Annotated in this window: 24 protein-coding genes and 1 pseudogene; 16 read left to right on the top strand and 9 right to left on the bottom strand. The window is 65.4% G+C overall.

The genetic code is table 11. The features are described 5' to 3' along the window. Both B5G43_RS13245 and B5G43_RS13240 read right to left on the bottom strand, forming a co-directional pair. Positions 1–713 (bottom strand): annotated as a pseudogene (locus tag B5G43_RS13245) (insulinase family protein); the annotation flags it as partial. Positions 714–867: 154 nt separating this feature from the next. Continuing rightward, a complete protein-coding gene (locus B5G43_RS13240; RefSeq protein WP_087262161.1) occupies positions 868–2,109 on the bottom strand; it encodes a 6-phosphofructokinase in 1,242 nt (413 codons plus the stop codon). Positions 2,110–2,291: 182 nt separating this feature from the next. Here B5G43_RS13240 and fba point away from each other — a divergent pair, with 182 nt between their 5' ends. The 3 genes from fba to B5G43_RS13225 all read left to right on the top strand — a co-directional run bounded on the left by fba (position 2,292) and on the right by B5G43_RS13225 (position 5,139). Further along, entirely contained in the window at positions 2,292–3,260 is a 969-nt protein-coding gene (gene fba, locus B5G43_RS13235) for a class II fructose-1,6-bisphosphate aldolase (protein WP_087262160.1), read from the top strand. Between the two features lie 133 nt (positions 3,261–3,393). Continuing rightward, positions 3,394–4,599, top strand: coding sequence for a DNA polymerase IV (gene dinB, locus B5G43_RS13230; protein WP_087262158.1), 1,206 nt, complete (start codon positions 3,394–3,396; stop codon positions 4,597–4,599). A gap of 27 nt (positions 4,600–4,626) precedes the next feature. Beyond that, a complete protein-coding gene (locus B5G43_RS13225) occupies positions 4,627–5,139 on the top strand; it encodes a TIGR04002 family protein (RefSeq protein WP_087262156.1) in 513 nt (170 codons plus the stop codon). Between the two features lie 49 nt (positions 5,140–5,188). Here B5G43_RS13225 and B5G43_RS13220 read toward each other — a convergent pair whose 3' ends face one another. From B5G43_RS13220 to pheS, 7 genes are all read right to left on the bottom strand, one after another. Beyond that, positions 5,189–5,437 carry an IreB family regulatory phosphoprotein gene (locus B5G43_RS13220; protein WP_087262154.1) on the bottom strand — a complete coding sequence of 83 codons (249 nt, stop codon included), beginning with the start codon at positions 5,435–5,437 and terminating at the stop codon, positions 5,189–5,191. An 88-nt stretch (positions 5,438–5,525) separates the two neighbouring features. Further along, positions 5,526–6,197: a TIGR04282 family arsenosugar biosynthesis glycosyltransferase gene (locus B5G43_RS13215; RefSeq protein ID WP_158097434.1), complete on the bottom strand. Its 672-nt coding sequence runs from the start codon at positions 6,195–6,197 to the stop codon at positions 5,526–5,528. A gap of 18 nt (positions 6,198–6,215) precedes the next feature. Beyond that, positions 6,216–6,893 carry a TIGR04283 family arsenosugar biosynthesis glycosyltransferase gene (locus tag B5G43_RS13210; RefSeq protein ID WP_087262150.1) on the bottom strand — a complete coding sequence of 226 codons (678 nt, stop codon included), beginning with the start codon at positions 6,891–6,893 and terminating at the stop codon, positions 6,216–6,218. Further along, positions 6,890–7,660: a (Fe-S)-binding protein gene (locus tag B5G43_RS13205; protein WP_087262148.1), complete on the bottom strand. Its 771-nt coding sequence runs from the start codon at positions 7,658–7,660 to the stop codon at positions 6,890–6,892. The genes B5G43_RS13210 and B5G43_RS13205 overlap by 4 nt, the downstream gene beginning before the upstream one ends. A gap of 71 nt (positions 7,661–7,731) precedes the next feature. After that, entirely contained in the window at positions 7,732–8,652 is a 921-nt protein-coding gene (locus B5G43_RS17860) for a rhodanese-like domain-containing protein (RefSeq protein WP_242960583.1), read from the bottom strand. A gap of 164 nt (positions 8,653–8,816) precedes the next feature. After that, positions 8,817–11,507 carry a phenylalanine--tRNA ligase subunit beta gene (gene pheT / locus B5G43_RS13195; protein ID WP_087262146.1) on the bottom strand — a complete coding sequence of 897 codons (2,691 nt, stop codon included), beginning with the start codon at positions 11,505–11,507 and terminating at the stop codon, positions 8,817–8,819. A 15-nt stretch (positions 11,508–11,522) separates the two neighbouring features. Continuing rightward, positions 11,523–12,548 (bottom strand): phenylalanine--tRNA ligase subunit alpha, encoded by a 1,026-nt coding sequence (pheS, locus tag B5G43_RS13190; protein ID WP_087262144.1) that lies wholly within the window; start codon positions 12,546–12,548, stop codon positions 11,523–11,525. A gap of 399 nt (positions 12,549–12,947) precedes the next feature. Between pheS and B5G43_RS13185 the strand changes: the two genes are divergently transcribed. The 13 genes from B5G43_RS13185 to B5G43_RS13125 all read left to right on the top strand — a co-directional run bounded on the left by B5G43_RS13185 (position 12,948) and on the right by B5G43_RS13125 (position 24,225). Continuing rightward, positions 12,948–13,358: a hypothetical protein gene (locus B5G43_RS13185; protein WP_087262142.1), complete on the top strand. Its 411-nt coding sequence runs from the start codon at positions 12,948–12,950 to the stop codon at positions 13,356–13,358. Next, positions 13,355–14,263, top strand: a complete 909-nt coding sequence (locus B5G43_RS13180; protein WP_087262140.1) for a DNA/RNA non-specific endonuclease — start codon at positions 13,355–13,357, stop codon at positions 14,261–14,263. The genes B5G43_RS13185 and B5G43_RS13180 overlap by 4 nt, the downstream gene beginning before the upstream one ends. A 123-nt stretch (positions 14,264–14,386) precedes the next feature. Then, positions 14,387–15,304, top strand: a complete 918-nt coding sequence (locus tag B5G43_RS13175) for a hypothetical protein (RefSeq protein WP_087262138.1) — start codon at positions 14,387–14,389, stop codon at positions 15,302–15,304. Further along, a complete protein-coding gene (gene ppk1 / locus B5G43_RS13170) occupies positions 15,297–17,411 on the top strand; it encodes a polyphosphate kinase 1 (RefSeq protein WP_087262136.1) in 2,115 nt (704 codons plus the stop codon). Before B5G43_RS13175 ends, ppk1 begins: the two co-directional genes overlap by 8 nt. A 152-nt stretch (positions 17,412–17,563) precedes the next feature. Further along, the gene (ruvC, locus tag B5G43_RS13165; RefSeq protein ID WP_087262134.1) at positions 17,564–18,100 is read left to right on the top strand and encodes a crossover junction endodeoxyribonuclease RuvC; all 537 of its coding nucleotides are present in this window, start codon (positions 17,564–17,566) and stop codon (positions 18,098–18,100) included. 15 nt (positions 18,101–18,115) lie between these two features. Further along, positions 18,116–18,721: a Holliday junction branch migration protein RuvA gene (ruvA, locus tag B5G43_RS13160; RefSeq protein ID WP_087262132.1), complete on the top strand. Its 606-nt coding sequence runs from the start codon at positions 18,116–18,118 to the stop codon at positions 18,719–18,721. A 21-nt stretch (positions 18,722–18,742) separates the two neighbouring features. Further along, positions 18,743–19,801 (top strand): Holliday junction branch migration DNA helicase RuvB, encoded by a 1,059-nt coding sequence (ruvB, locus tag B5G43_RS13155; RefSeq protein WP_087262130.1) that lies wholly within the window; start codon positions 18,743–18,745, stop codon positions 19,799–19,801. A 46-nt stretch (positions 19,802–19,847) separates the two neighbouring features. Continuing rightward, positions 19,848–21,197: a phosphoglucosamine mutase gene (gene glmM, locus B5G43_RS13150; protein WP_087262128.1), complete on the top strand. Its 1,350-nt coding sequence runs from the start codon at positions 19,848–19,850 to the stop codon at positions 21,195–21,197. A gap of 86 nt (positions 21,198–21,283) precedes the next feature. Continuing rightward, on the top strand, positions 21,284–21,919 hold the full coding sequence (locus B5G43_RS13145) for a sigma-70 family RNA polymerase sigma factor (RefSeq protein WP_087262126.1): 636 nt from the start codon (positions 21,284–21,286) through the stop codon (positions 21,917–21,919). 76 nt (positions 21,920–21,995) lie between these two features. Continuing rightward, entirely contained in the window at positions 21,996–22,277 is a 282-nt protein-coding gene (locus B5G43_RS13140) for a zinc-ribbon domain containing protein (protein ID WP_087262125.1), read from the top strand. A 160-nt stretch (positions 22,278–22,437) separates the two neighbouring features. Next, the gene (locus B5G43_RS13135; RefSeq protein ID WP_087262122.1) at positions 22,438–22,647 is read left to right on the top strand and encodes a DUF1858 domain-containing protein; all 210 of its coding nucleotides are present in this window, start codon (positions 22,438–22,440) and stop codon (positions 22,645–22,647) included. A 79-nt stretch (positions 22,648–22,726) separates the two neighbouring features. Beyond that, a complete protein-coding gene (locus B5G43_RS13130) occupies positions 22,727–23,440 on the top strand; it encodes a class I SAM-dependent methyltransferase (RefSeq protein ID WP_087262120.1) in 714 nt (237 codons plus the stop codon). Continuing rightward, a complete protein-coding gene (locus B5G43_RS13125) occupies positions 23,428–24,225 on the top strand; it encodes a Nif3-like dinuclear metal center hexameric protein (protein WP_087262118.1) in 798 nt (265 codons plus the stop codon). The genes B5G43_RS13130 and B5G43_RS13125 overlap by 13 nt, the downstream gene beginning before the upstream one ends. The last annotated feature ends 15 nt before the right edge of the window (positions 24,226–24,240 follow it).

Below are 24,240 nucleotides of genomic sequence, written 5' to 3'. Positions count from 1 at the left end.
GGATGGGCGGGGACGGCCTGACGCTCGCCCCGGGGCAGGTCTTTGAGGGCCGCGCGCAGGGCGGCCTCCACCCGCGCGGGCTCGGCGGTGCCGCAGTAGTAGAGCTCCATGGGGGCGGTGGCCAGGAGGGCCTGATACCGCTCCCACAGGGTCTCGGGGGTGAGGGCGGCGGCGTGGGCCTCGTCGCCCAGCCGGTCCACGGCGAAGGGCTCCCCGGCGCACATCTCCTCTTTGAGGCGCTTGATGGCGTAGCTGCGCTTTTCATTCACCTGGGCGCGGATGCGGTCGATGAGGTTGGCCCGCTCGCCGGCCGTGTAGTCAGGGCAGAAAGCCCCGTCCTGGGTGCGGGGATTCAGGAGCAGCTCCCCCAGCAGAGCGGCCGCCGGCTCCAGCACGGCGGAGCCGTCCAGGGTGTAGGCGTCGTCCAGGAAGTTGCCCAGAAAGCCCACGCACTGGATCTCGCCCCGGGCGCGGACCATGGGCTGGATGGAACCGCCGTACAGCTCGTCCAGCGCGGCGGAGATGGATTCCATGTCGGGGTGCTTGGCGGTGCCACGGCGGAGGACCGAGGGCACTAGGGCGTTGGCCGCCGCGGTCTCCGGGGAGAGGGGGGCCAGGAACTGCGCGCCCAGCACGCAGGATTTGAAGGTATTGGTGTGTACCGCCGTCAGGCGGACACCGGGAAAGAGCTCGATACGGGTTACTTGAGCCACGATCACCATTCCTTTCCTAGGGATTTGGCTGAGATACCCTTTATCATACCACAGACAGGGGCGGTTTGACACCTGCCGCGGCCAAAAATTCACAATCTTTTTCCAACTGACAAAAAAAGCCCCCTCCGGGCGGGCCCGGAGGGGGAGGGATGGATTACATCTCGGTGGTCAGGACCTTCTTCAGGTGAGCGAAGCGGGGCAGGGAGTTCTCCTTGGGGCCGTTGGGCTCACCCTGGATGAGGGGCAGCACGTAGTCGATGAAGGGCTGCTCCACGCCGTTGCCGGCAGCGTTGATCCACTCGCGGGGGACCTTCTTCTCGAAGTTGGCCACGATGTCCAGGGGCTGCAGCACGGTCTCGCACTTGTAGCCGCCCTCGCGGGTGCACTTAAAGGCCACCATCTTGTCGGTGGTACCGGCCACAGCGGCCTCCACGGCCACCTTACCGGCCTCGAAGGCCTCGTCGATGTCGGTCTTGGAGCCCACGTGAGAGCCGCAGCGCTGCAGCAGGGACAGCTCGATGCCGCGGACCTTGGCGCCGGTCTTGTTCTTGATGACGTCGGCCAGCTTCACGGCCAGGCCGCCCAGCTGAGCGTGACCGAAGCCGTCGGTGGCGGAGGTCTCAGCCTCGGACACGAAGCGGCCGTCGGCGTAGTGGATGCCCTCGGACACGGCGACCATGCACTTGCCGGTCTTGTTGTAGATGGCGGTGACGTCGTTGATGAACTGATCCATGTCGAAGTCAGTCTCAGGCAGGTACACCAGGTCGGGGCCGCAGCCGGTGAGGGAGGCCAGGGCGGCGGAGCCGGCCAGCCAGCCGGCGTGACGGCCCATGATCTCGATGACGGTGACCATGCCGGTGTCATAGACGTGGGCGTCCTGCCAGACCTCGGCGCAGGAGGTGGCGATATACTTGGCGGCGGAAGCGAAGCCGGGGCAGTGGTCGGTGCCGTTCAGGTCGTTGTCGATGGTCTTGGGCACGCCCATGACGCGGCACTCGTAGCCGGACTTCTGCATGAACTTGGAGATCTTGTTGCAGGTGTCCATGGAGTCATTGCCGCCGTTGTAGAAGAAGTAGCGCACGTCGTACTTCTTGAAGATCTCGAGGATGCGCTTGTAATCGGTGTCGTCCACGTCGGGATCGGCCAGCTTATAGCGGCAGGAGCCCAGAGCGGAAGAGGGGGTATATTTCAACAAATCCAGCTCGGCGGCATCCTCCTGGGACATGTCATAGAGCTTGTCGTCCAGCACACCCTTGATGCCGTTGGCAGCGCCCAGCACCCGAGTGATGCTGTCATTGTCCAGAGCAGTGCGGATAACACCCAGCGCACTGGCGTTAATCACCGCGGTAGGACCACCGGACTGACCAATAATGCACGCGCCTTTGAGTTCATTCATAGCTTAAACCTCCACTTAAATGATTTTGCGAGTTTCTTTGTGCATATTTTTTCTTTTTAGCACTCAAATTTAGATGTTTAGGGTGACTTATCTAAATTTTTCATTATTATATCATGCCCTCTTGTATTTATCAATTCCAAATGGTAAAATCTATTTGTAATTTAAAAAAGGAGTTGATCCTTATGCCTCTCGTTACCACGACTGAGATGTTCAAGAAGGCTTATGACGGCGGCTACGCGGTCGGCGCGTTCAACGTCAACAACATGGAGATCGTTCAGGGCATCACCGAAGCTGCCCGCGAGGTCAATGCTCCCCTGATCCTCCAGGTTTCCAAGGGCGCCCGCGCTTACGCCAACCACACCTACCTGGTGAAGCTGGTGGAGGCTGCTGTCATCGAGTGCCCCAATATCCCCATCGCCCTGCATCTGGACCACGGCCCCGACTTCGAGACCTGTAAGGCCTGCATCGACGGTGGCTTTACCTCCGTTATGATCGACGCCTCCTCCAAGCCCTTTGAGGAGAACATCGAGATCACCAAGAAGGTCGTCGAGTACGCCCACGACCACGGCGTGGTGGTCGAGGCCGAGCTGGGCACCCTGGCCGGCATCGAGGACGACGTGAAGGTGGCCGCCCACGCTGCTTCCTACACCCGCCCCGAAGAGGTGGAGGAGTTCGTCTCCAAGACCGGCTGTGACTCCCTGGCCATCGCCATCGGCACCAGCCACGGCGCCTACAAGTTCACCGCTGACCAGTGCACCCGCAATGAGAAGGGCATCCTGGTTCCCCCTCCGCTGCGCTTCGACGTGCTGGAGGAGGTCTCCAAGCGCCTGCCCGGCTTCCCCATCGTCCTGCACGGCTCTTCCTCCGTGCCCCAGGACTATGTGAAGATGATCAACGACAACGGCGGCAAGATGCCCGACGCCGTGGGTATCCCCGAGGAGCAGCTGCGTAAGGCCGCTTCCATGTCCGTGTGTAAGATCAACATCGACTCCGATCTGCGCCTGGCCATGACCGGCACCATCCGTCAGTTCTTCAACGAGCATCCCGACAAGTTCGACCCCCGCGAGTACCTGAAGCCCGCCCGCGCCAACATCAAGGAGCTGGTCAAGCACAAGCTGATCAACGTCCTGGGCTGCGACGGCAAGGCCTAATCGCCGCTTCTGTCTCCCACAAAGTCCGCTGCGGAACTTCCGCAGCGGACTTTTTTTGTCCCAAAGGCTGGAACGCCCGTTTGACAAGGCAGCCGGGCTGTGGTATCATCCGGGGGAGAGGGGGGAGCGTGGCGTGGACCGGGTCATCCTGCACTGTGACATGAACAGCTTTTACGCCTCCGTGGAGCTGCTGGACCACCCGGACCTGCGGGACCGCCCGGTGGCGGTGTGCGGCGACCCGGAGAGCCGCCACGGGGTCATCCTGGCCAAAAACGAAGGGGCCAAGGCCTTCGGCGTGCGCACCGCCGAGACGGTGTGGCAGGCCCGGCGGAAGTGCCCCGAGCTGGTGCTCCTCCCGTCCCACCGGGAGAAATATGTGTACTATTCCAAGAAGATCAACGCCATCTATGAGCGGTACACCGACCTGGTGGAGCCCTTCTCCATCGACGAGAGCTGGCTGGATCTCACCGGCTCCCTCCACCTCTTCGGCGGGGACGCCAAACAGGTGGCCGACGAGATCCGCAAGCGTGTGCGGGCGGAGACGGGGCTGACTCTGTCGGCGGGCGTCTCCTTTAATAAGGTGTTCGCCAAAATGGGCAGCGACTACAAAAAGCCCGACGCCACCACCGTCATTTCAAGGGAGAATTTCCGGGACCTGCTGTGGCCCCTGCCGGTGAGCGCCCTGCTCTTCGTGGGCCGGGCGGCGGAGCGGACCCTGGCCGAGCACGGGGTCCACACCATCGGGGATCTGGCCGTCACCGACCGGGCGGTGCTGATGCGCCTGCTGGGCAAGGCGGGTGCCACCCTGCGCGCTTACGCCGACGGCAGCGAGCACAGCCCGGTGGTGCCCCTGCGGGACCAGCCGCCCCCCAAGTCGGTGGGCAACGGCTGCACCTTTCCCCAGAACCTGACGGGCTGGGAGGAGCTGCGCTCCGGCGCGGCGGGCCTGGCCGACAGCGTGGCCGAGCGGCTGCGCCAGGTGGGGATGAAGTGTACCACCGTCCAGGTCACCATCCGGGACCCCCAGTTCCGGGACATCTGCCGCCAGCGGCGGCTGGAGGCCCCTACCTTCGTCACCCGGGACATTCTGGAGGCCGCCTGCGCCCTCATCCACGCCGCGTGGCGTCCGGACGCGCCGGTGCGGGCCCTCACCATCACCGCCCAGAACCTGCTCCCCGAGGGGGAGGCCGCCGAGCAGCTGGACCTCTTCGCCGTGAACGCCTCCCAGCGCCGGGCGAAGCTGGAGAAGCTAGAGCGGGCGGTGGACGGGGTGCGCCAAAAATACGGGCACGACGCCCTCTCTCTGGCCTCCGCGGCCCGGGGAGAGGAGAAGCGCTGATTATTATTTTAAAGGAGAGGATCTGCTGTGTCTGCGTCCAAGCGGAGCGGGCGGGATCTGGTCACCGCCGCGCTCTTCGCCGCGGTGATCGCCCTGACCACCGCCTATCTGTTCCACATCCCGGTGCCCACCGGGTACATCCACCTGGGAGACGCCTTCCTGTACCTGGCCGCCTCCCTGCTGCCACTGCCCTACGCCGTGGCGGCGGCCTCCCTGGGAGCGGGTCTGGCCGACCTGCTGACCTATCCGGCCTGGGCGCTGCCCACCCTGCTCATCAAGGCGGCGGTGGCCCTGCTCTTCACCAGCCGGGGGGAGACCTTCCTGTGCCGGCGCAACGTGCTGGCCCTCTTCGGCGCGGCGGTGCTGTCCCCCACGGCCTACGGCGTGGCCTGCGTGGCCATGACGGGGACGGCGCTCTCCTTCTGGCCCCAGTTCGCCGCCACCTTCATCCAGGCCGCGGCCAACGGCGTGGCCTACGCCGTCATTGCCCGGGCCCTGGACTCCGCCCACATGAAAGCCCGCCTCCGTCGGGCCGAGTAAAACAAACGCCCCGTTTCCATCACGGAAACGGGGCGTTGTCGTCTCATATTCAGCTGTTGAGATAGTGACGGACCAGCTCCTGCAGAAGCTCGTCCCGGTCCAGCTTGCGGATCAGCGTGCGGGCATTGTTGTAATTGGTGATATAGGTGGGGTCCTCTGAGAGGATGTAACCTACAATCTGATTGATGGGATTGTATCCCTTCTCCTGCAGGGAGTTATAGACAGAGGTCAGAATGTCTTTAATCTCCTGATCCTTCTCATAATTGAGACTGAATCTGCGTGTGTAATCTGACTGCATGACATCGCACCTCCTTACCATTTCTGCCCTTTATTTTAACCGAAAAGGGCGGGGGTGTAAAGAGGGAGGACGAAAAATTTAGGAAGAATTAAGGACTTGGACTGTCCGCAGCCCATAAGAGGGAGGCGGTGCGGCCCCGCCGCGGGAGCCGTCCGGCGGCCAGTTCCCCCCGGAACCAGGCCAGATCCTCGGGGGTGTCCAGGTCCCGCCGCACCGGACCCAGGGCGGCGGAGCGACCGTGGGCGCGGCAGACCGCCAGTGCGTCCTCCAGCACCGACGCGCCGCCGTAGCGCTGCCCGGAGAAGAGGGGAGGGAAGGCGGTATCCATCCCCACCAGCCAGTACCCCCCGTCCGCCGAGGGGCAGAGCACGATGTCGCACCCGTCCAGCAGTTCCCCGGCTCTGGCCACATCGGCCCCGTCCAGAAAGGGGAGGTCGGAGCCCAGCAGCAGCGCCCCCTCGTAGCCCAGGGACAAGGCGCGGCGGATGGCGTTGTCCATGCGCTCCCCCAGCCCGTCCCCCTCCTGGGGGAAGAGGGGGGTGTCCCCGGTGAAGGGGGACAAAAGTTCCGGCTCTCCGGGCCCGGCGTAAAAGACCAGAATGTCCAGCCCCAGGGGCTTTAGCGCCGCCAGGTCGTCGGCCACCATGGCCCCCTGGAGGGCGGCGCATTCCTCACCGCTGAGGACGGGGAGCAGCCGGGTCTTGCACTGCCCCGGCAGGGGAACCCGGGTAAAGAGCAGGATGGCCCGTCGTGTTTGCATATGCATGGAAAAACCTCCTTACCGGCAGTCCCGGTACAGCTCCTGCAAGCGCTGGGGGGAGACCCCCTTGCGGTAGAGGTGTCGCAGGTAGTACATCTGGAACCCCACCCGCCAGGGCCCCCCGGCCTCGAAACGCCGCACCGAGGCCACGATGGGGCTCTTCACCACCACCGGCGGGATGCGTTTTTGTTTCAGGCGGAGGGAGAGCTCGTAGTCCTCCATGATGGGGAGGTCGGGAAAGCCGCCCATCTCCATAAAAAGGGCCCGGGTGAAGTACATGCCCTGGTCCCCAAAGACGATGTGGCCCACCTTGGCCCGGAAATTGGAGATGCGGATGCCCCCGCAGTAGGGGAAGCGGGTGTCGTCAAAGGTGATGGTGAGGCAGCCCCACCGGGCGCCCTTGTCCACGGCGGCCTGGATGTGGGAGAGCACGTCCTTCTCCACGGCGCTGTCGGCGTGGAGGAAAAAGAGAATGTCTCCCTTGGCGTGGGCGGCGGCCAGATTGCACTGATTGCCCCGGCCCTTGGCCCCGGTGACCACCCGGTATCCAGCCTCCCGGAGAAGGGGCACCGTGGCGTCGGTGCTGCCGCCGTCGGCAAAAATCACCTCAAAATCTCCCTCCAATGCCTTCAGCCGTTCCAGCAGGGCGGGGAGGGCCTTTTCCTCCTGGTAGACGGGGAGGAGCACCGAGATCATGGCCGCTCCCCCTTCCGGCGGGGGAACCAGCCCGACTTCATCCGGTTGAGGAAGGAGCGGGCGCAGTCGGGGGCCTCGTCCACCCCCAGGAGGTAGGGCAGGAGGTGGCGCACCGGCGCGCAGCCGTGGCGGGCGAACTGTCCGGAGCAGGAGGCGCAGTAGGTGAAGAGGGTATCCTCCGACTGCTGTTCCTTGACGAGGGCGCAGAGTTTTTGGCCCGCCTCCGGGCCGTGGGCGGCGATCTCGTGGCGCAGGCCGCAGCAGGGGACCTTCTCCACGCCCCGCAGGCCGTCCAGGGAGAGGAGCGCTCCGGCCTCCCGAAGCCAGGTCCCCTCCTTCCGGTCGGGACAGGGGCGAAAGACTACCCCCTCCGGGGGCACGGCGTGGGAGGACCAGCCCCATTCCTTCAGCAGCTCATAGACGCTTTTCACCGGCACAGACAGCCGGGGGGCGAGATAGGCGGCGCAGTTGGGGCAGAGGGTGTACACCCGCTCCACGCCCAGTGCTTTCAGCCGCTTCTCCAGCGCGGCCAGAGAGTGTGCTGCTCCGGCTTCGTCCCTGGCATCGCCCAGGGGCTTACCGCAGCAGTCGTAGGCCACGCCCACCCCCCGCGCCCGGCAGAGGTCCTCCAGATACGCCATGGTTTTGGGGTACTGCCCCGGGAAGTTGCACCCGGGGAAGAGCAGGGCAGCGGAATGGCCCTTGGGCCAGCGCCGGAAGGGGTAGTGCCGCTTTTCCAGCAGCATGAGCCGCTGTATGAGATGCATGGCGCATTCTCCTTTCGTGGAACGCAGACCAGGCCGCCGCGAGGGGCGGCGGCCTGGTGGAAGTGCGAAGATCAATCGGTGACGGTGTCGTAGGGCCAGCCCTCGCCGCCGCCCTCCAGGATGAAGAGCCGGTCGGCGGACACGCCCTCGTCGATGAGGACGGAGATGGCCCGCTTGGCGCCCTTGTTGCCGGTCTTGCAGACCACGGCGATGGGGTCATCGCTCTCCTGCAGGGTGGGCACGGCGTCCCGCAGCACGTTCTCCAGCTCCAGGGTGTCCACCGGGAAGCAGGGGACGTGGAGGCAGCCCTCGATGTGGCCGGCGGAGTACATGTCGTCCTGACGGGTGTCCAGCACGATCAGGGGCTCACCGGCGTCCAGCTTGGCCTTGGTGTCCTCGGCGGTGATGTACTGCCACTCGATGGCGGCGTCGGCGCGGTCGCCGTCATAGGGGGTGGGCTCCACAGCGGCGTCGCCGCCGGTGCTCTCGCCGCCCAGCACGGTGGGCTCGGCGGGGGAGTCGTTCTCGGTGGTGAGGTAGTCCTCATAGGTCCAGCCCTCGCCGCCGCCTTCCAGAATGTAGAGCTGCTCGGCGGGGACGCCCTGGTCGATGAGGACGGAAATGGCCCGCTTGGCGCCCTTGTTGCCGGTCTTGCAGACGATGACGATGGGGGCGTCCAGCGCCTTCAAGTCGGCGGCGGCGTCCACCAGCAGCTGCTCCAGCTCGGGGGTGTCCACGGGGTAGCAGGGCAGGTGATAGGCGCCGGGGATGTGGCCGGCGTTGTACATGTCGTCGGGGCGGCTGTCCAGAATGAGGACCGGCTCGCCGCTATCCAGCATGGCCTTGGTGTCCTCGGCGGACATGTACTGCCAGTCGATGTCGGCGTCGGCCCGGTCGGGGGCGGTGCTCTCGGTGGCGGTCTGGCCGCCGCAGCCGCCCAGCAGGGAGGCGCACAGAGCCAGGGCCAGGAGCAGGGACAGGGTACGTTTCATAAATTCTCTCCATCCTTTCCGTGGATAAAACAAGTTCCGCCGCGCCCCGGCCCGTGGGTCGAAACGCGGCGGAACGGCACACCACCTATTATAGGCAGGAGGGAGAGAGGTGTCCAATCACAAGTTTCGATGAAAGACACCCAATCTTATCGACGCTCTCCCGCTCAGCGCAGGACGGCGCCCAGCTGGGAGGAGAGGGCCTCCAGGATGCTCTTCACGTCGGCGTCGGCCTCCTCGGCGGTGAGGGAGCGGTCGTCGGCGCGGAGCACCAGGTTGAAGGCCACGCTCTTCTTGCCCTCGGCGATGCCCTTGCCGCGGTAGATGTCGAAGAGCTTGCAGTCCTTCAGCAGGCCCTTGGCGCCCTTGCGGATGCAGTCCTCCAGCGCGCCCACGGTGACGGTCTCGTCACACACCACGGCGATGTCGCGGGTGACGGCGGGGAACTTGGGCAGGGGGACGTACTCGGGCACGGAGCAGTCCATGTTCAGCAGCTGGCCGAAGTCCAGCTCGGCGCAGTAGAACTCGGCGTCCACGCCGTAGTTGCGGGCCACCAGGGGGTGGACCTGGCCCAGCACGCCGATGCGGCGCTCGCCCACATACACGTCGGCCACACGGCCAGGGTGGTAGGAGGGATTGGGCACGCAGGGCACCTCAAAGCGGACATTCAGGGCCCGCAGGTCCTTCAGGATGACCTCCACGGCGCCCTTGAGGGCGAAGAAGTCCATGTCGTCGCCGTAGGCGCCCATGGAGAGCACCTTGTTCTCGATGGCCAGACCGTCGTCGCCGCCGGGCAGGTAGATGCGGCCCACCTCGTAGAGCTTCACATTCTGGTTGCGGTAGTTGTAGTTGCGCGTGAGAATCTCCAGCATAGAGGGCAGCACCGTGGTGCGCATGATGGAGGTGTCCTCGCCCAGGGGGTTGAGGATCTTGAAGGACTCCCGGCGGGCATCGTCGGAAGCCCAGCGGATCTTGTCGTAGCAGGTGGGGGAGATGAAGGAGTAGGTGATGATCTCATCGTACCCCATGGAGCGGCACATGCCGCCCAGCCGGCGCTCCAGCTTCTCCTCCTCGGAGAAGCCGCCCAGGGTGGTCTGGCCCCGCATGAGGGTGGTGGGGATGTTGTTGTAGCCGTGGAAGCGGGCCACCTCTTCGGCCAGGTCCGCCATGCCGATCACGTCGCCGCGCCAGGAGGGGACGGTCACCTGGTCGCCCTCCACCTGGAAGTCCAGCTTCTTGAGGATGGCCACCATCTCGCTCTCCGCGATGTCGGTGCCCAGCAGGCCGTTGATGCGCGCGGGCTCCAGCTTCAGCACGCGGGGCTGTGGGACGTAGTTGAGGATGTCGATGGTGCCGGGGAGGACCTCGCCGGCGCCCAGCAGCTCCACCAGCTCACAGGCGCGGTCCACGGCGGGGAGGGTGTTGAGGGGGTCCAGGCCCTTCTCGAACTTGGCGGAGGCCTCGGTGCGCATGCCCAGGGCCAGCGCGCCCTTGCGGATGCAGGTGCCGTCGAAGCAGGCGGACTCAAAGACCACGTCCACGGTGTCGGCTACGATCTCGCTGTTCTCGCCGCCCATGATGCCGGCCAGGCCCACGGCGCGGTGCTCGTCGGCGATGACCAGGTGGTTGGCGTTGAGCTTGCGCACCTGGCCGTCCAGGGTGGTCAGCTCCTCGCCCTCCTCGGCCCGGCGGACGATGATCTTGCCGCCCTTCACATAGCGGTAGTCAAAGGCGTGCATGGGCTGGCCGTACTCCAGCATGACGTAGTTGGTGATGTCCACGATGTTGTTGATGGGGCGCACGCCCATGGCGCGCAGCCGCTCCCGCATCCACTTGGGGGAGGGGGCGATCTTCACGTTGCGGACCATGCGGGCGGTGTAGCGGGGGCACAGGTCGCTGGCGGGGGTCTCCACGTCCAGCAGCTCCACCAGGGAGCCCTCGCCCTCGGCCTTCACCTCGGGGGTGTGGAGGGTGAGGGGGGCGTCGAAGGTGGCGGCCACTTCCCGGGCCAGACCGATGACGCTTAGGCAGTCGGGGCGGTTGGGGGTGATCTCGAACTCCACCACGTGGTCATCCAGGCCGATGACCGGCTTCAGGTCGTCGCCGGGCTTGCAGTCCTCGTTGAGGATGAAGATGCCGTCGGGGATGCAGTGGGGGAACTCGGCCTGCTGGGCCCGCAGGTCAGTGAGGGTGCAGATGTGCTCCTTCTTGGTGTCCAGAGCCACCAGGTCTCCGGCGTGGAGGTTGGGGCAGGTGGTGGTCACCGAGACGGAACCGGCGTCCACCTCACAGGCCACGGTGTAGCGGCTGTACCCGTCGGTGCGCACGGCGGTGACCTTGGCGCAGACCACGCTGCCGAAGATCTTGTGGCCGGGCTGGATGTCGGCGGGGATGGAGGGCTTCTCGGGGTCCAGGGGCTTGTAGTCGCCCAGGACGGCGGCGGGGTCGATGACGGCGTAGGGGAAGTCGCGGACCTCCAGGCCCAGCTCGCTGAGGCCGCACAGCATGCCGTTGGAGACCACGCCGCGCAGCTTGCCCTTCTCGATCTTCACGCCGCCGGGGAGGGTGGACTTGTGCAGGGCCACGGGCACCAGGTCGTCCACGTGGACGTTCCACGCGCCGGTGACGATCTGGACGGGCTCGGCCTGACCCACGTCGATCTGGCAGACCCACATGTGGTCGCTGTTCTCATGGCGCTTGAGCTCGAGGACGCGGCCCACCACCACGTTGGAGATCTCCGCGCCCAGGTCGGTGGTGATCTCCACCTTGGAGCCGGAGAGGGTCATGGCCTCGGCAAAATCCTTATCATTGGCGTCGACGGTGACGAACTCACCCAGCCATTTTCTGCTTAAATTCATGATGATCCCTCTTTCTTAAAACTGCTCCAGGAAGCGCACATCGTTTTCGAAGATGAGGCGCAGGTCGGCGATCTTGAACCGGCGCATGGCGGTGCGCTCCAGGCCGATGCCGAAGGCCCAGCCGGAGTAGACATTGGTGTCGATGCCGGCCATCTCCAGCACCCGGGGGTGGATCATGCCCGCGCCCAGCAGCTCGATCCAGCCCTCGCCCTTACAGGTGGGGCAGCCCACGCCGCCGCACTTGTGGCACTGCACGTCCATCTCGCAGGAGGGCTCGGTGAAGGGGAAGTGGTGGGGACGGAAGCGGGTCTTGGTGCCCTTGCCGTAGAGCTTCTCCACCACGGTGTTGAGAGTGCCCTTCAGGTCGGCCATGGTGACGCCCTTGTCGATGACCATGCCCTCCACCTGGTGGAACATGGGGGAGTGGGTGGCGTCCACCTCGTCCTTGCGGTAGACCCGGCCGGGGGCGATGATGCGGATGGGGAGCTCCATGGTGTCCATGGCCCGCACCTGCATGGGGGAGGTCTGGCTGCGGAGCATCACCCGGGAGTCCTCGTCAAAGTAGAAGGTGTCGGACCAGTCGCGGGAGGGGTGGCCCTCCTCGGCGTTGAGGCGGTCGAAGTTGTACTTGGCCAGCTCCACCTCGGGGCCGTCCAGCACGGTGAAGCCCATGCCGATGAAGATCTCCTTGATCTCATCCAGGGCGATATACATGGGGTGACGGTGGCCCTCCTTGACGGCCTTGCCGGGGATGGTGACGTCCACGGCCTCGTCCTTCAGGCGCTGCTCCAGGGCCAGGGCCTCCAGCTCCTTGCTCCGGCGCTCCAGGGCCTCCTCCAGGGCGGCGCGGACCTCGTTGGCCAGCTGGCCCATGGCGGGGCGCTCCTCGGCGGAGAGCTTGCCCATCTGCTTGAGAACGGCGGTCAGTTCGCCCTTTTTGCCCAGGTACTGGACCCGCAGGGCGTCCAGCTGGGCGTTGTCCCCGGCCGCTTCAAAGGCCGCCAGGGCCTGGGCGCGGATGTTTGCCAGTTGTTCCTTCATGGTAAAACTCCTTTGTCGGATGTGATGATGTGCGGGGAGGAAGGCAGCAAAAAAGGCCCTCCGTCCCACAAACTGGGACGAAAGGCCGACCTTCCGCGGTACCACCCGGATTCCCGCGCTCCGCGCGGGCACTCTTGCCCGTATAACGGCGGGCGAGACCGTCCCTGTCTCCAGGGCCGCTCCGGGGCGAACCAAGCGGCGCGGCGCCCACATCCGCTCTCAGCCGGTGACGGACGCTCTCTGACGGGCCGGGGACCGCTATTTTCCCCTTCTCTGCATGTAAGAGTATTTATAGCACGTTTTTCCCCAAATTGCAAGGGAAATTTCCGCCTTCCGGGGGCGGCTTGCTTCCGGGAAGCGCGGATGGTATAATGTAGCAAATGAAAGGGGGGAGCGCCGATGATTTGGGTCGTCTGTGTGGATGACCGGAACGGGACCGCCTTCCACGACCGGCCCCAGAGCCGGGACGCGGCTTTGCGGGCGGACCTGCTGGACACGGTGGGGGAGAAGCGCCTGTGGATGGACGCGGCCGCCCGGCGGCAGTTCACCGAGGAGAGCCCCAACCTGGCCGTGGCGGAGGATTTTCCCGAAAAAGCCGGACCGGGGGAGTACTGCTTCGGGGGCGCGGCGCCGGTGCTGCCCTGGCTGGAGCGGGTGGAGGCCATGGTGGTCTACCGCTGGAACCGGACCTATCCCGCCGACCGCTACCTGGACTTTGACCCGGCCAAATGCGGCTGGAAGTTGGTGGAGCAGCGGGAATTCCCCGGCCGCTCCCACCCCAAACTCACGAAAGAGGTCTTTGTGAAATGAATCAGCTCAATACCCTTCTGTCCCTCTTCACCGCCTGCACTGTGCTTTTGAGCGGCTGCTCGTCCATCCCCTCCCAGCTCCCCGGCGACACGGGGAGCACCACCACCGCCGCCGTGGTGACGGGGCTGGAGGACGTGCCCGACTACTCCGGGGAGCCCTATGTGGTCCTGGGGGACAACACCCCTGACTTCCCGGAGGAGGACTTTACCACCAACTCCTTTGAGACCTATGGCGAGCTGGACGACCTGGGGCGCTGCACCACCGCCTACGCCAACGTGGGCGTGGACCTGATGCCCACCGAGGACCGGGGGAGCATCAGCCAGGTGAAGCCCACCGGCTGGCAGACCGCGAAGTACGACTGCGTGGACGGCAAGTACCTCTATAACCGCTGTCACCTCATCGGCTTCCAGCTCACCGGCGAGAACGCCAACGAGCAAAACCTCATCACCGGCACCCGCTACCTGAACGTGGACGGCATGCTGCCCTTTGAGAACCTGGTGGCCGACTACGTGAAGGAGACCGAGAACCACGTCCTCTACCGGGTGACCCCGGTCTTTGAGGGGGACGAGCTGGTGGCCCGGGGCGTGGTGATGGAGGCCATGAGCGTGGAAGATGAGGGCGAGGGCGTGTGCTTTGAGGTGTACTGCTACAACGTCCAGCCCGGCGTCACCATCGACTACGCCACCGGCGAGAGCGCCCTGGACGGCTCCGACCCCGCCGGGGAGACCACCTCGTCCTCCACCCAGGAGGAGCGGTACATCCTCAACACCAACTCCAAGAAGTTCCATCTGCCCGACTGCTCCGGCGTGTCCTCCATGAGCGAGACCAACCGCCAGGAGTACACCGGCACCCGGCAGTCCCTCATCGACGCGGGCTATGAGCCCTGCGGCATCTGCAAGCCTTAAGTTTTACGGAGATTTTACAAAAATGCGCTGGTAGTTTGACGAACGGCTTGCTATCATCAAGCGTATGCGGCATCTTTCCCGTCGAAAGGGGGCGGGAAAGAGCCATTCTGGGAGGGAACGGTCTTGTACTGTGTCATCGACATCGGCTCCAACACCATCCGCCTGGCGGTGTACCGGCGGGATGGGGGCGAGCTGCGCGCCATTCTGAACAACAAGCGCCCGGCGGGCCTGGCCAGCTATGTGGACGAGAAAAACTGCCTCTCGCCCGAGGGCGTGGAGAAGCTCATCGCGGTGCTGCGGGAGTTCCAGAGCATCCTGGTGATGCTCCCAGACTGCCCGGTGTACCCCTTCGCCACGGCGTCCCTGCGCAACATCGTCAACACCGAGCAGGTCCTCCAGCAGGTGAAGGAGGAGACCGGCCTGCGCATCCGGGTGCTCTCCGGCTATGAGGAGGCCACCCTGGACTATCGGGGCGCGGTACGCAGCATGAAGGGCGGCAGCGGCCTGATGGTGGACATCGGCGGCGGCAGCACCGAGCTGGTCTTTTTTAAGGAGGAGCGCATCCTGGCGGCCAAGTCGGTGCCCCTGGGGTCGCTGAACCTGTACAGCCGCTTCGTCTCCGACCTCTTCCCCACTAAGAAGGAGCTGCGGGCCATGGAGGAGGAGGTGCGCCGGACGCTGCTGGAGGCCCTGCCCCCGGCGGAGGAGTACACCGGCCAGCCCATGGTGGGCGTGGGCGGCACCGCCCGGGCCGCCCTGGCGCTCTACCGGAACGCGGAGGGCGGCGGAGAGGCCGCCCGGGAGTACGAGCGGGCCTTTTTGAAAAAGGTGCTGCACCAGGCGGAGGAGAACCCCCGCAAGCTGCTGCGCCGGGTCCTGAAGATCGCCCCGGACCGGGTCCACACCCTGGTGCCCGGCGTGCTGATCCTGCACACCGTGGCCCAGGTGTACGGAGGCCACACCATCCTGACCAGTCCCTACGGCGTCCGGGAGGGCTATTTGTCCCAGATGCTGGAGCGAGAGGAGGAACATTATGCCTGATACCTTTACTCAGAACCGGGAATTGTCCTGGCTGAGCTTCAATGACCGGGTGCTCAGCGAGGCCACCGACGAGACGGTGCCCCTGCTGGAGCGCCTGAAATTCGTGTCCATTTTCACCAGCAACCTGGATGAATTCTTCATGATCCGGGTGGGAAGTCTCTTTGACCTGATGGAGCTGAAGGACCAGTCCCGGGACAGCCGCTCCGGCTGGACCCCCGCCGAGCAGCTCCAGGCCATCTACGCCGCCGTGCGGCCCCTCTACCACAAGCGGGAGGAGATCTGTCTGGAGCTGGAGCAGCAGCTGCGCCTGCACGGCATCTGCCGCCTGACCTATCCGGAGCTGGCCCCCACCGAGCAGAAGTACGCCGCGCAGTACTTCCGCTCTTCCATCGCGCCCATCCTGTCCCCCCAGATCGTGGACACCCACCACCCCTTCCCCCATCTGAAAAATAAGACCATCCACGTGGGCGCCTGGGTGAAGTTCAAGAGCCGCGAAGTGTTCGCGGTGGTGCCCCTGCCCGACGCGCTGCCGCCGGTGCTGTTCCTGCCGGGGAGCGAGCTGCGCTACATCCACACTGAGGAGCTCATTTTTGCCTTCCTGGAGCAGGTGTTCCCCGGCTACACGGTGCTGGAGAAGGTGGTGTTCTGCGTCACCCGCAACGCCGACATCAACCCGGAGGACGAGGCCTTCGATTTCGACAACGACGACTTCCGCAAGAAGATGAAGAAGGTCCTCAAGCAGCGCATGCGCCTGGCCCCGGTGCGCCTGGAGCTGTCCCGGCCCATCAGCCCGGCCTTCTCGGCCTACCTCCAGCAGCGTCTGCCCATCAGCGAGGAACAGATGTACGTCACCGCCGCCCCGCTGAAGCTGGAGTACGCCTTCTCCCTGGCCAGCCGCCTGCCGGAGATCAAGCGCCGGGCGCTGACCTATCCGCCCTTCACCCCCTGCCTCACCGCCGGCATCCACCCCCAGGAGAGCATGATCCGCCAGGTCATGCGCAAGGACCGGATGCTGTCCTATCCCTTTGAGAAGATGGAGCCCTTCCTCCGCCTCATCAAGGAGGCGGCCAACGACCCGGCGGTCATCTCCATTAAAATCACCATTTACCGCCTGGCCCGGAAGGCCAAGCTGGTGGACTACCTCTGCGCCGCCGCCGAGCACGGCAAGGACGTCACCGTCCTCATCGAGCTGCGGGCCCGCTTCGACGAACAGAACAACATCGACTGGTCCGAGCGGCTGGAGGAGGCGGGCTGCACCGTCATTTACGGCTTTGAGGACTATAAAGTCCACTCCAAGATCTGCCTCATCACCCGCCAGGAGCACGGCGAGATCCGCTATATCACTCAGGTGGGCACCGGCAACTACAACGAAAAGACCGCCGAGCAGTACACCGACGTGTCCCTTCTCACGGCGGATCAGCGCATCGGCCAGGACGCGGTGGAGTTCTTCAAGAACATGTCCATCGGCAACCTGGACGGGGCGTACCGGGAGCTGCTGGTGGCCCCCAACTCCCTCAAGCGTACCATCATCCAGCGCATGGACGAGGAGATCGCCAAGCGGGACAAAGGCCGCATCCTCATCAAGATCAACTCCATCACCGACGTGGACATCATCGAGAAGCTGAAGCAGGCCTCCTGCGCCGGAGTGAAGATCGACATGATCGTCCGGGGCATCTGCTGCATCCTGCCCGGCGTCCCCGGCAAGACCGAGAACGTCCGCATCCGCAGCATCGTGGGCCGGTATCTGGAGCACTCCCGCATCTACTGCTTCGGCACCGGCAGCGAGGAGAAGATGTACATCTCCTCGGCGGACTTCATGACCCGCAACACCCAGCGCCGGGTGGAGGTGGCCTGTCCCATCCACGACCGGGCCGCCCGGGAGAAGCTCCATCAGATCCTGGACTTCTGCCTGGCCGACAACACCAAGGCGCGCATCCTCCAGAGCGACGGCACTTATCGCCACTGCCCCCAGGGGGAGACCCCGGTGGACAGCCAGCAGGCCCTCATGGATGCCGCCCAGCAGGCCGAGGCGGCCGCTCCGGCGGAGGAACATCAGCCCAAGGGGCTGCTGCACACCCTGCGGGGGAAGCTCTTTGGGAAGCGATAATTGCACATCCGCACCCGGGCCCGGAGACATTTGCCTCCGGGCCCGTTCGTTTTGCCGGGGCCAAAAAGCCCTTTTCATTTTTTGCATGGTGTGCTAAAATAAATCGGAGTATACCCATTTCGCAATTCATGCGCACCGAAGGAGGAGCGTCCGTGACCATTCTGGGCATCGATCCGGGCTTTGCCATCGTGGGCTTCGGCGTGCTGGAGGCCCAGGGGCCCCGGGCGCGGCTGCTGGCCTGCGGCGCGGTGACCACCCCCGCGGGGGAGCCGCTGCCCGCCCGCCTGCGGCAGATCGCCGACGATCTGGACTCCCTTCTGGAGCAGTTTCGCCCCGACGCCATGGCGGTGGAGGAGCTCTTTTTCAACAACAACGTCACCACCGGCATCGGCGTGGCCCAGGCCCGGGGGGTGATCCTCCTGTGCGCCGAGCGGGCGGGGGTTCCGATTTTTGAGTACTCGCCCAGCCAGGTCAAGCAGGCGGTGGCGGGCTACGGCAAGGCGGAGAAGCGGCAGGTCATGGAGATGACCCGGCGGCTTCTGAACCTGAAGGCCGTCCCCAAGCCAGACGACGCCGCCGACGCGGTGGCCATCGCCCTGTGCCACGCCCGCTCGTCCACCTCGCGGCTGAGCATCCTGGACTCGGCCCGGCCGGGCAGCGGACGGTACGCCGTGCGCCGGGAGCGGTAAAGAAGGAGTCAAGCTATGTTTTACTATGTCAGCGGCACCGTGGCCCATATGGAGCCCAACCTGGCGGTCATCGACTGCGGGGGCGTGGGCTACGCCTGCCGCACCACCAATCAGACCCTCTCCCAGCTGAAAACGGGGGAGAAGGGGAAGCTCTATACCCACCTCTATGTGCGGGAGGAGCTCTTCGAGCTCTACGGCTTTGCCACCGAGAACGAGCTCAACTGCTTCCGGCTCCTCATCGGGGTGTCGGGGGTGGGGCCCAAGGCGGCGCTGTCCATCCTGTCCGCCGCCACGCCGGAGTCCCTGGCCATGAGCATCATCACCGGCGATGAGAAGGCCCTCACCGTGGCCCCGGGCATCGGCAAGAAGATCGCCCAGCGCATCATCCTGGAGCTGAAGGACAAACTGGCCAAGGGCCAGATCAGCCCGGGCGGGGAGAGCTACGGCGGCACCGGGGTCACCGTCATCCCGGAGGACAAGGCCAGCGAGGCCGCCGCCGCCCTGGCGGTGCTGGGCTACTCCACGGCGGAGATCGGGGTGGCCCTGAAGGGGATCGACCTGGAGTCCCTGGCCCTGGAGGAGATCATCCGGCAGGCCCTCAAGAAGATGGTGAAGGGCTAAGATGTTAAAGGAAGTGAGACCTTGAGCATATCATTTTCCGAGGACGGCTTTGAGACCCAGGAGCCCCTGGTGACCACCTCCTTCACCCGGGAGGACGAGAGCGAGGGCTCCCTGCGCCCCAAGACGTTACAGGAGTACATCGGACAGAAGAAGGCCAAGGAGAACCTGGAGGTATTCATCCAGGCGGCCAAGATGCGCAACGAGCCCCTGGACCACGTCCTGCTCCACGGCCCTCCGGGCCTGGGCAAGACCACCCTCAGCAACATCATCGCCAACGAGATGGGGGTCAACATCCGCATCACCTCCGGCCCGGCCATCGAGAAGCCGGGGGACCTGGCGGCCCTGCTCACCAACCTGGCGGAGAACGACATCCTCTTCGTGGATGAGATCCACCGGCTCAACCGCTCGGTGGAGGAGATTTTATATCCCGCCATGGAGGATTTCGCCATCGACATCATCATCGGCAAGGGCCCCGCGGCCAACTCCATCCGGCTGGACCTGCCGAAATTCACCCTCATCGGGGCCACCACCCGGGCGGGCCAGCTCTCGGCGCCTCTGCGGGACCGCTTCGGCGTCACCCTGCGCCTGGAGCTCTACACCCCGGAGGAGCTGGCTTTGATTGTGAAGCGCTCGGCGGGCATCCTGGATGTGCCCATCGAGGACGACGGCGCCATGGAGATCGCCCGCCGCAGCCGGGGCACCCCCCGCATCGCCAACCGGATGCTCCGGCGGGTGCGGGACTTCGCCCAGGTGAAGGCGGGGGGCGTCATCACCCGGAAGGTGGCCGACGCCGCCCTCACCGCCCTGGAGGTGGACCACCTGGGGCTGGACGCCATCGACCGGCGGATGCTCCACTCCATCATCGAGCACTACGGCGGCGGCCCGGTGGGCCTGGAGACCCTGGCCGCCACCATCAACGAGGAGGCCATCACCCTGGAGGACGTGTACGAGCCCTACCTGATGCAGATGGGCTTCCTCACCCGCACCCCCCGGGGCCGGTGCGTCACCCCCCGGGCCTACGAGCACCTGGGCCTCCCGGTGCCCCGGAGCGCGGCGGGCCTGGACCAGCTGAGCTTTTAGCCTGAACGAACCTTTGATGATTTCGGCAGAAAGAGGTAAGAATATTATGGGTAAACTGTTTGGAACCGACGGCATCCGCGGCGTGGTCAACGCCGGTCTGGACGCCACCCTGGCCTACCAGGTGGGCCTGGCCGCCGCGGTGGTCATGGCCCGGGAGAAGGAGAAGAGCCGCCCCCTGGTGGCCATCGGCAAGGACACCCGGGTGTCTTCCGACCTGCTGGAGTGCGCGCTGATCGCGGGCCTGTGCTCGGCGGGCGCCGACGTGCTGCGCCTGGGCGTGGTGCCCACTCCGGCGGTGGCCTGGCTCACCGTGGACAGCGGCGCCGACGCGGGCATCGTCATCTCCGCCTCCCACAACCCCTTTGAGCATAACGGCATCAAGGTCTTTAACAGCCAGGGCTACAAGCTCCGGGACGAGCTGGAGAACGCCATTGAGGAGATCGTCCTCTCCGGCAATTTCCCCACCCTCCAGACCGGCGGCGACCTGGGCCGGGTGATCCCCGGCGAGGATTTAAGCGAGAAGTACCTGGACCACCTGGCCTCCACCATCCAGGACGACCTGGCCGGGATGCGGGTGCTGGTGGACTGCGCCAACGGCGCCGCCTCCGCCACCGCGCCGGGGCTGTTCCGCCGCTTCCCCAAGCTCCACGCCGACATCATCCACGCCCAGCCCAACGGCGTCAACATCAACAACGGCTGCGGCTCCACCCACCTGGACGACCTGAAGGCCCGGGTGGTGGAAGGGGAGTACCAGCTGGGTCTGGCCTATGACGGCGACGCCGACCGCTTCCTGGCGGTGGACGAGAAGGGCCAGGACATCGACGGCGACCAGATCATGGCCGCCTGCGCCCGGGTCCTCCAGCAGGAGGGCAAGCTCAACGGCAACACCATGGTGGGCACCGTCATGAGCAATCTGGGCCTCCACCGCTTCGCCGCGGACAACGGCATGCAGCTCCTCTGCACCCCCGTGGGCGACCGGAACGTGCTGGAGAAGATGCTGGAGGGCGATTTCGTCATCGGCGGCGAGCAGTCGGGCCACACCATCTTCCGCGCCTACGCCACCACCGGCGACGGCGAGCTGACCTCCCTGCAGTTCCTCCAGGTGCTCCACCGCGCCGGGTGCAAGGCCTCGGAGCTAGTGGCGGACTGCAAGCGCTACCCCCAGGTGCTGGTGAATCTGCCGGTGGAGAGCAAGGAGAAGAAGGAGTCCATCATGGCCTCCCAGGCTCTGAAGGACGCCGTGGCCGCCAAGGAGGCCGCCCTGGCCGGGTGCGGCCGGGTGCTGGTCCGCCCCTCGGGGACAGAAGCTCTCCTGCGGGTGATGGTGGAGGCCGCAACAACGGAAGAGGCCTCCGCCTGCGCCGAGGAACTGGCAAATGTCATAAAAAACCTGTGAGTATAAGACATGCTCTAAAATAATTTGCATAATTACTTGACAAAAGCAGGAACACTTGCGTATAATATGGCATAAGGAGATTCGGAATGGAAGAATTCCAGCCCCAATGGGATCGGCACTCCGACGAGGACCTGTGTAACCGCGTGGCCCAGGGCGACCGGGACGCGGAGGAGGCCCTGGTGCGGCGGTATACCCGCATGGTGCGCATGTGCGCCCGGCCCTATTTCCTGGCCGGCGGCGACAGCGAGGACCTGATCCAGGAGGGGATGGTGGGATTGCTCCACGCCATCCGGGAGTATGATCCCGGGCGGGAGGCGTCCTTCCGGCATTATGCCCAGGTCTGCATCCAGAACCGACTGATCTCCGCGATCAAAGCAGCGGCAAGAGATAAACACACCCCATTGAATAACTACGTCTCCATTGAAACACCCCTTTTTGACGGCTTCACCATCCATGACACCTGTGGGACCGACCACCGGCGCCTGGAGAACCCGGAGGATACGCTGATCGGCCGGGAGGAGGTCCAGGAGCGGATGAACGTCCTCCAGGACGGGTTATCCGGATTGGAAGCGCGTGTGTTAAGACTTTATTTGAGCGGGTTGTCCTATTCCGAGATCGCAGCTGAGGTAAAACGGTCCCCCAAATCGGTGGACAACGCCGTCCAGCGCATCCGACGCAAGCTGGCGCGGCACTTTTCAACCGGCGATGTCAGCGAGAGCTGAGCGCAATATATCAACCGTCCCAGCACATCTCGGATCTTCCGGACCTGGGCAAATGAGTCAAAGAGAGGGTATCATCATGTACGAAGACAAGACTTTGGTATGCAAAGAGTGTGGCCAGGAGTTCGTGTTCACCGCTGGTGAGCAGGAGTTCTACGCTGAGCGCGGCTTCCAGAACGAGCCCCAGCGCTGCAAGGCCTGCCGTGACGCTCGCAAGAACGCCGCCCGCGGCCCCCGCGAGTACTTCACCGCCACCTGCGCCGCCTGCGGCGGCGAGGCTCGGGTGCCCTTCGAGCCCAAGTCCGATCGCCCCGTGTACTGCAGCGATTGCTTCGCCCGCATGCGCGGCGAGCAGCGCTAAGCGAACAGCAGCCTGAACTGGGACGCCCCCTTTTGGGGGGCGTCCCTTTTTTCGCGCCGTTTCGGGAAATTGCGGCCCCTGCGCGATTTGCAGTTGAAAAACGGCGGCGGATAGGATATACTACTCCTGTAATTCACTTTTGTAATGGAGGTCGACCATCATGGTTCAGATCACGAAGGATACTATCATCGGCGATATCCTGGACATCGCGCCCGAGACCGCGCCTGTCTTTATGTCCATCGGCATGCACTGCCTGGGCTGCCCCGCCTCCCGCGGCGAGACCGTGGAAGAGGCCTGCATCGTCCACGGCGTGGACGTGGGCGCTCTGCTCACCGAGCTGAACAACACCATCGCCGCCAACCAGAAGTAAACAACCGCGACCCGGAAAGAGCGGCCTCGTGCCGCTCTTTTTTGGGTTGTGGATCTCCCGGAAACGAGGTGAACCGCCCTTGCATACCATTGAGCTCTCGCCCCGCCTGCTGGCGGTGGCCGGCTGCGTCCCGCCCGGCGTCCGCTTTGCGGATGTGGGCACGGACCACGCCTATCTCCCCGCGTACCTGCTGCAGCGGGGCGTGATCGACCGCGCCATCGCCTCCGACCTGCGCCGGGGGCCCCTGGACCGGGCCCGCCAGACCGCGGACCGCTGCGGCCTCACCGAGCGCATCTCCTTCCGCTTGTGCAGCGGGCTGGACGGCATCTCGCCGGAGGAGGTGGAGGTCATCGCCATCGCCGGGATGGGCGGGGAGACCATCACCGCCATCCTGGCCGCCGCCCCCTGGACCCGCCTGGGGGACTACCGGCTGCTGCTGCAGCCCATGAGCGCCCTGCCTGAGCTGCGCGCCTGGCTCCAGAAGCACGGCTACAAGGTGGAGCGGGAACTGCTGCGGCAGGAGGGGCGGACCATCTACACCGTCCTGGACGTGGTGCCGGGGGAGGAGGCACCCCTCACCCCCGCCGAGTGCTGGGCGGGCCGGCAGGAACACGGCCGGGACGACCCGCTGCGCCCCGCTCTGCTGGAGGGGTTAAGACGCCGGGTGGAGCGCGCCCTGGAGGGCATCTCCCACTCCAGCCGCCCCGAGGACGTGCCCTGGCGGGAGGAGCTCTCCGCCGTGCGGGAGGGCCTCATCACCATGCAAAAGGAGTTGGAAGTATGCCAAATGTAATGGAGATCTACCGCTATCTGGACGGACTGGCCCCCTTCTCCCTCCAGATGGACTTTGATAACGCCGGCTTCCTGGTGGGCCGCGGCGAGCGGGACGTGAAGAAGGTGCTGGTCGCCCTGGACATCACCGAGGAGGTGGTGGCGGAGGCCGTGGAGCTGGGCGCTCAGCTCATCGTCTCCCACCATCCGGTGATCTTCCACCCGGCCAGGTCCATCACCGACGGCGACCCCACCGGCCGGGTGCTGCTGGCCCTGGTGGAGGGCGGCCTGTCCGCCATCTGCGCCCACACCAACCTGGACGCGGTGCAGGGCGGCGTCAATGACGCCCTGGCCGCCGCGCTGGGCCTCACCCGCCTGGAGCAGCTCCACCCCGACGGCGTGGACGCCCTGGCCCGGCCCTACGGCATCGGCCGCGTGGGCGTGCGGGAGGGCGTGCCCGTGTACCTGCCCGCCTTCGCCAAGGAGGTGAAGGAGGCCCTGAACGCCGCCGCTGTGCGGTACGTGGACGCCCGCCGTCCGGTGCGCCGGGTGGCGGTGGGGGGCGGCGCCTGCGGCGACATGCTTCTGGACGCGGTGAAGCTGGGCTGCGACACCTTCGTCACCGCCGACGTGAAGTACAACGGCTTCCTGGACGCCAAGGCCCTGGGCATCAACCTCATCGATGCGGGCCATTTCCCCACCGAGCAGGTGATCTGCCCGGTGCTGGAGAAGTGGCTGAAGAGCGGCTTCCCCGGCCTGGAGATCGTGCGCAGCGCCGTCCATAAAGAGGTGTACGCCTGCCTGTAAGGGCAGGGGTTGCAA

This window comes from Flavonifractor sp. An92 (assembly GCF_002159175.1).
GTDB lineage: Bacteria > Bacillota > Clostridia > Oscillospirales > Oscillospiraceae > Pseudoflavonifractor_A.
This window is presented reverse-complemented; position numbering and strand designations above follow the sequence as displayed.

Coding starts and splice junctions, on each gene's coding strand:
- B5G43_RS13210 (WP_087262150.1), bottom strand. CDS start 6,893: ATGATCTCGGTGCTCCTCCCCGTCTACCAGGAGGAAAAGGCCCTCCCC.
- B5G43_RS13215 (WP_158097434.1), bottom strand. CDS start 6,197: ATGCAAACACGACGGGCCATCCTGCTCTTTACCCGGGTTCCCCTGCCG.
- B5G43_RS13220 (WP_087262154.1), bottom strand. CDS start 5,437: ATGCAGTCAGATTACACACGCAGATTCAGTCTCAATTATGAGAAGGAT.
- B5G43_RS13140 (WP_087262125.1), top strand. CDS start 21,996: ATGTACGAAGACAAGACTTTGGTATGCAAAGAGTGTGGCCAGGAGTTC.
- glmM (WP_087262128.1), top strand. CDS start 19,848: ATGGGTAAACTGTTTGGAACCGACGGCATCCGCGGCGTGGTCAACGCC.
- B5G43_RS17860 (WP_242960583.1), bottom strand. CDS start 8,652: ATGAAACGTACCCTGTCCCTGCTCCTGGCCCTGGCTCTGTGCGCCTCC.
- B5G43_RS13135 (WP_087262122.1), top strand. CDS start 22,438: ATGGTTCAGATCACGAAGGATACTATCATCGGCGATATCCTGGACATC.
- B5G43_RS13180 (WP_087262140.1), top strand. CDS start 13,355: ATGAATCAGCTCAATACCCTTCTGTCCCTCTTCACCGCCTGCACTGTG.
- B5G43_RS13205 (WP_087262148.1), bottom strand. CDS start 7,660: ATGCATCTCATACAGCGGCTCATGCTGCTGGAAAAGCGGCACTACCCC.
- B5G43_RS13125 (WP_087262118.1), top strand. CDS start 23,428: ATGCCAAATGTAATGGAGATCTACCGCTATCTGGACGGACTGGCCCCC.
- B5G43_RS13145 (WP_087262126.1), top strand. CDS start 21,284: ATGGAAGAATTCCAGCCCCAATGGGATCGGCACTCCGACGAGGACCTG.
- ppk1 (WP_087262136.1), top strand. CDS start 15,297: ATGCCTGATACCTTTACTCAGAACCGGGAATTGTCCTGGCTGAGCTTC.
- B5G43_RS13240 (WP_087262161.1), bottom strand. CDS start 2,109: ATGAATGAACTCAAAGGCGCGTGCATTATTGGTCAGTCCGGTGGTCCT.
- pheT (WP_087262146.1), bottom strand. CDS start 11,507: ATGAATTTAAGCAGAAAATGGCTGGGTGAGTTCGTCACCGTCGACGCC.
- ruvA (WP_087262132.1), top strand. CDS start 18,116: ATGTTTTACTATGTCAGCGGCACCGTGGCCCATATGGAGCCCAACCTG.
- pheS (WP_087262144.1), bottom strand. CDS start 12,548: ATGAAGGAACAACTGGCAAACATCCGCGCCCAGGCCCTGGCGGCCTTT.
- fba (WP_087262160.1), top strand. CDS start 2,292: ATGCCTCTCGTTACCACGACTGAGATGTTCAAGAAGGCTTATGACGGC.
- B5G43_RS13185 (WP_087262142.1), top strand. CDS start 12,948: ATGATTTGGGTCGTCTGTGTGGATGACCGGAACGGGACCGCCTTCCAC.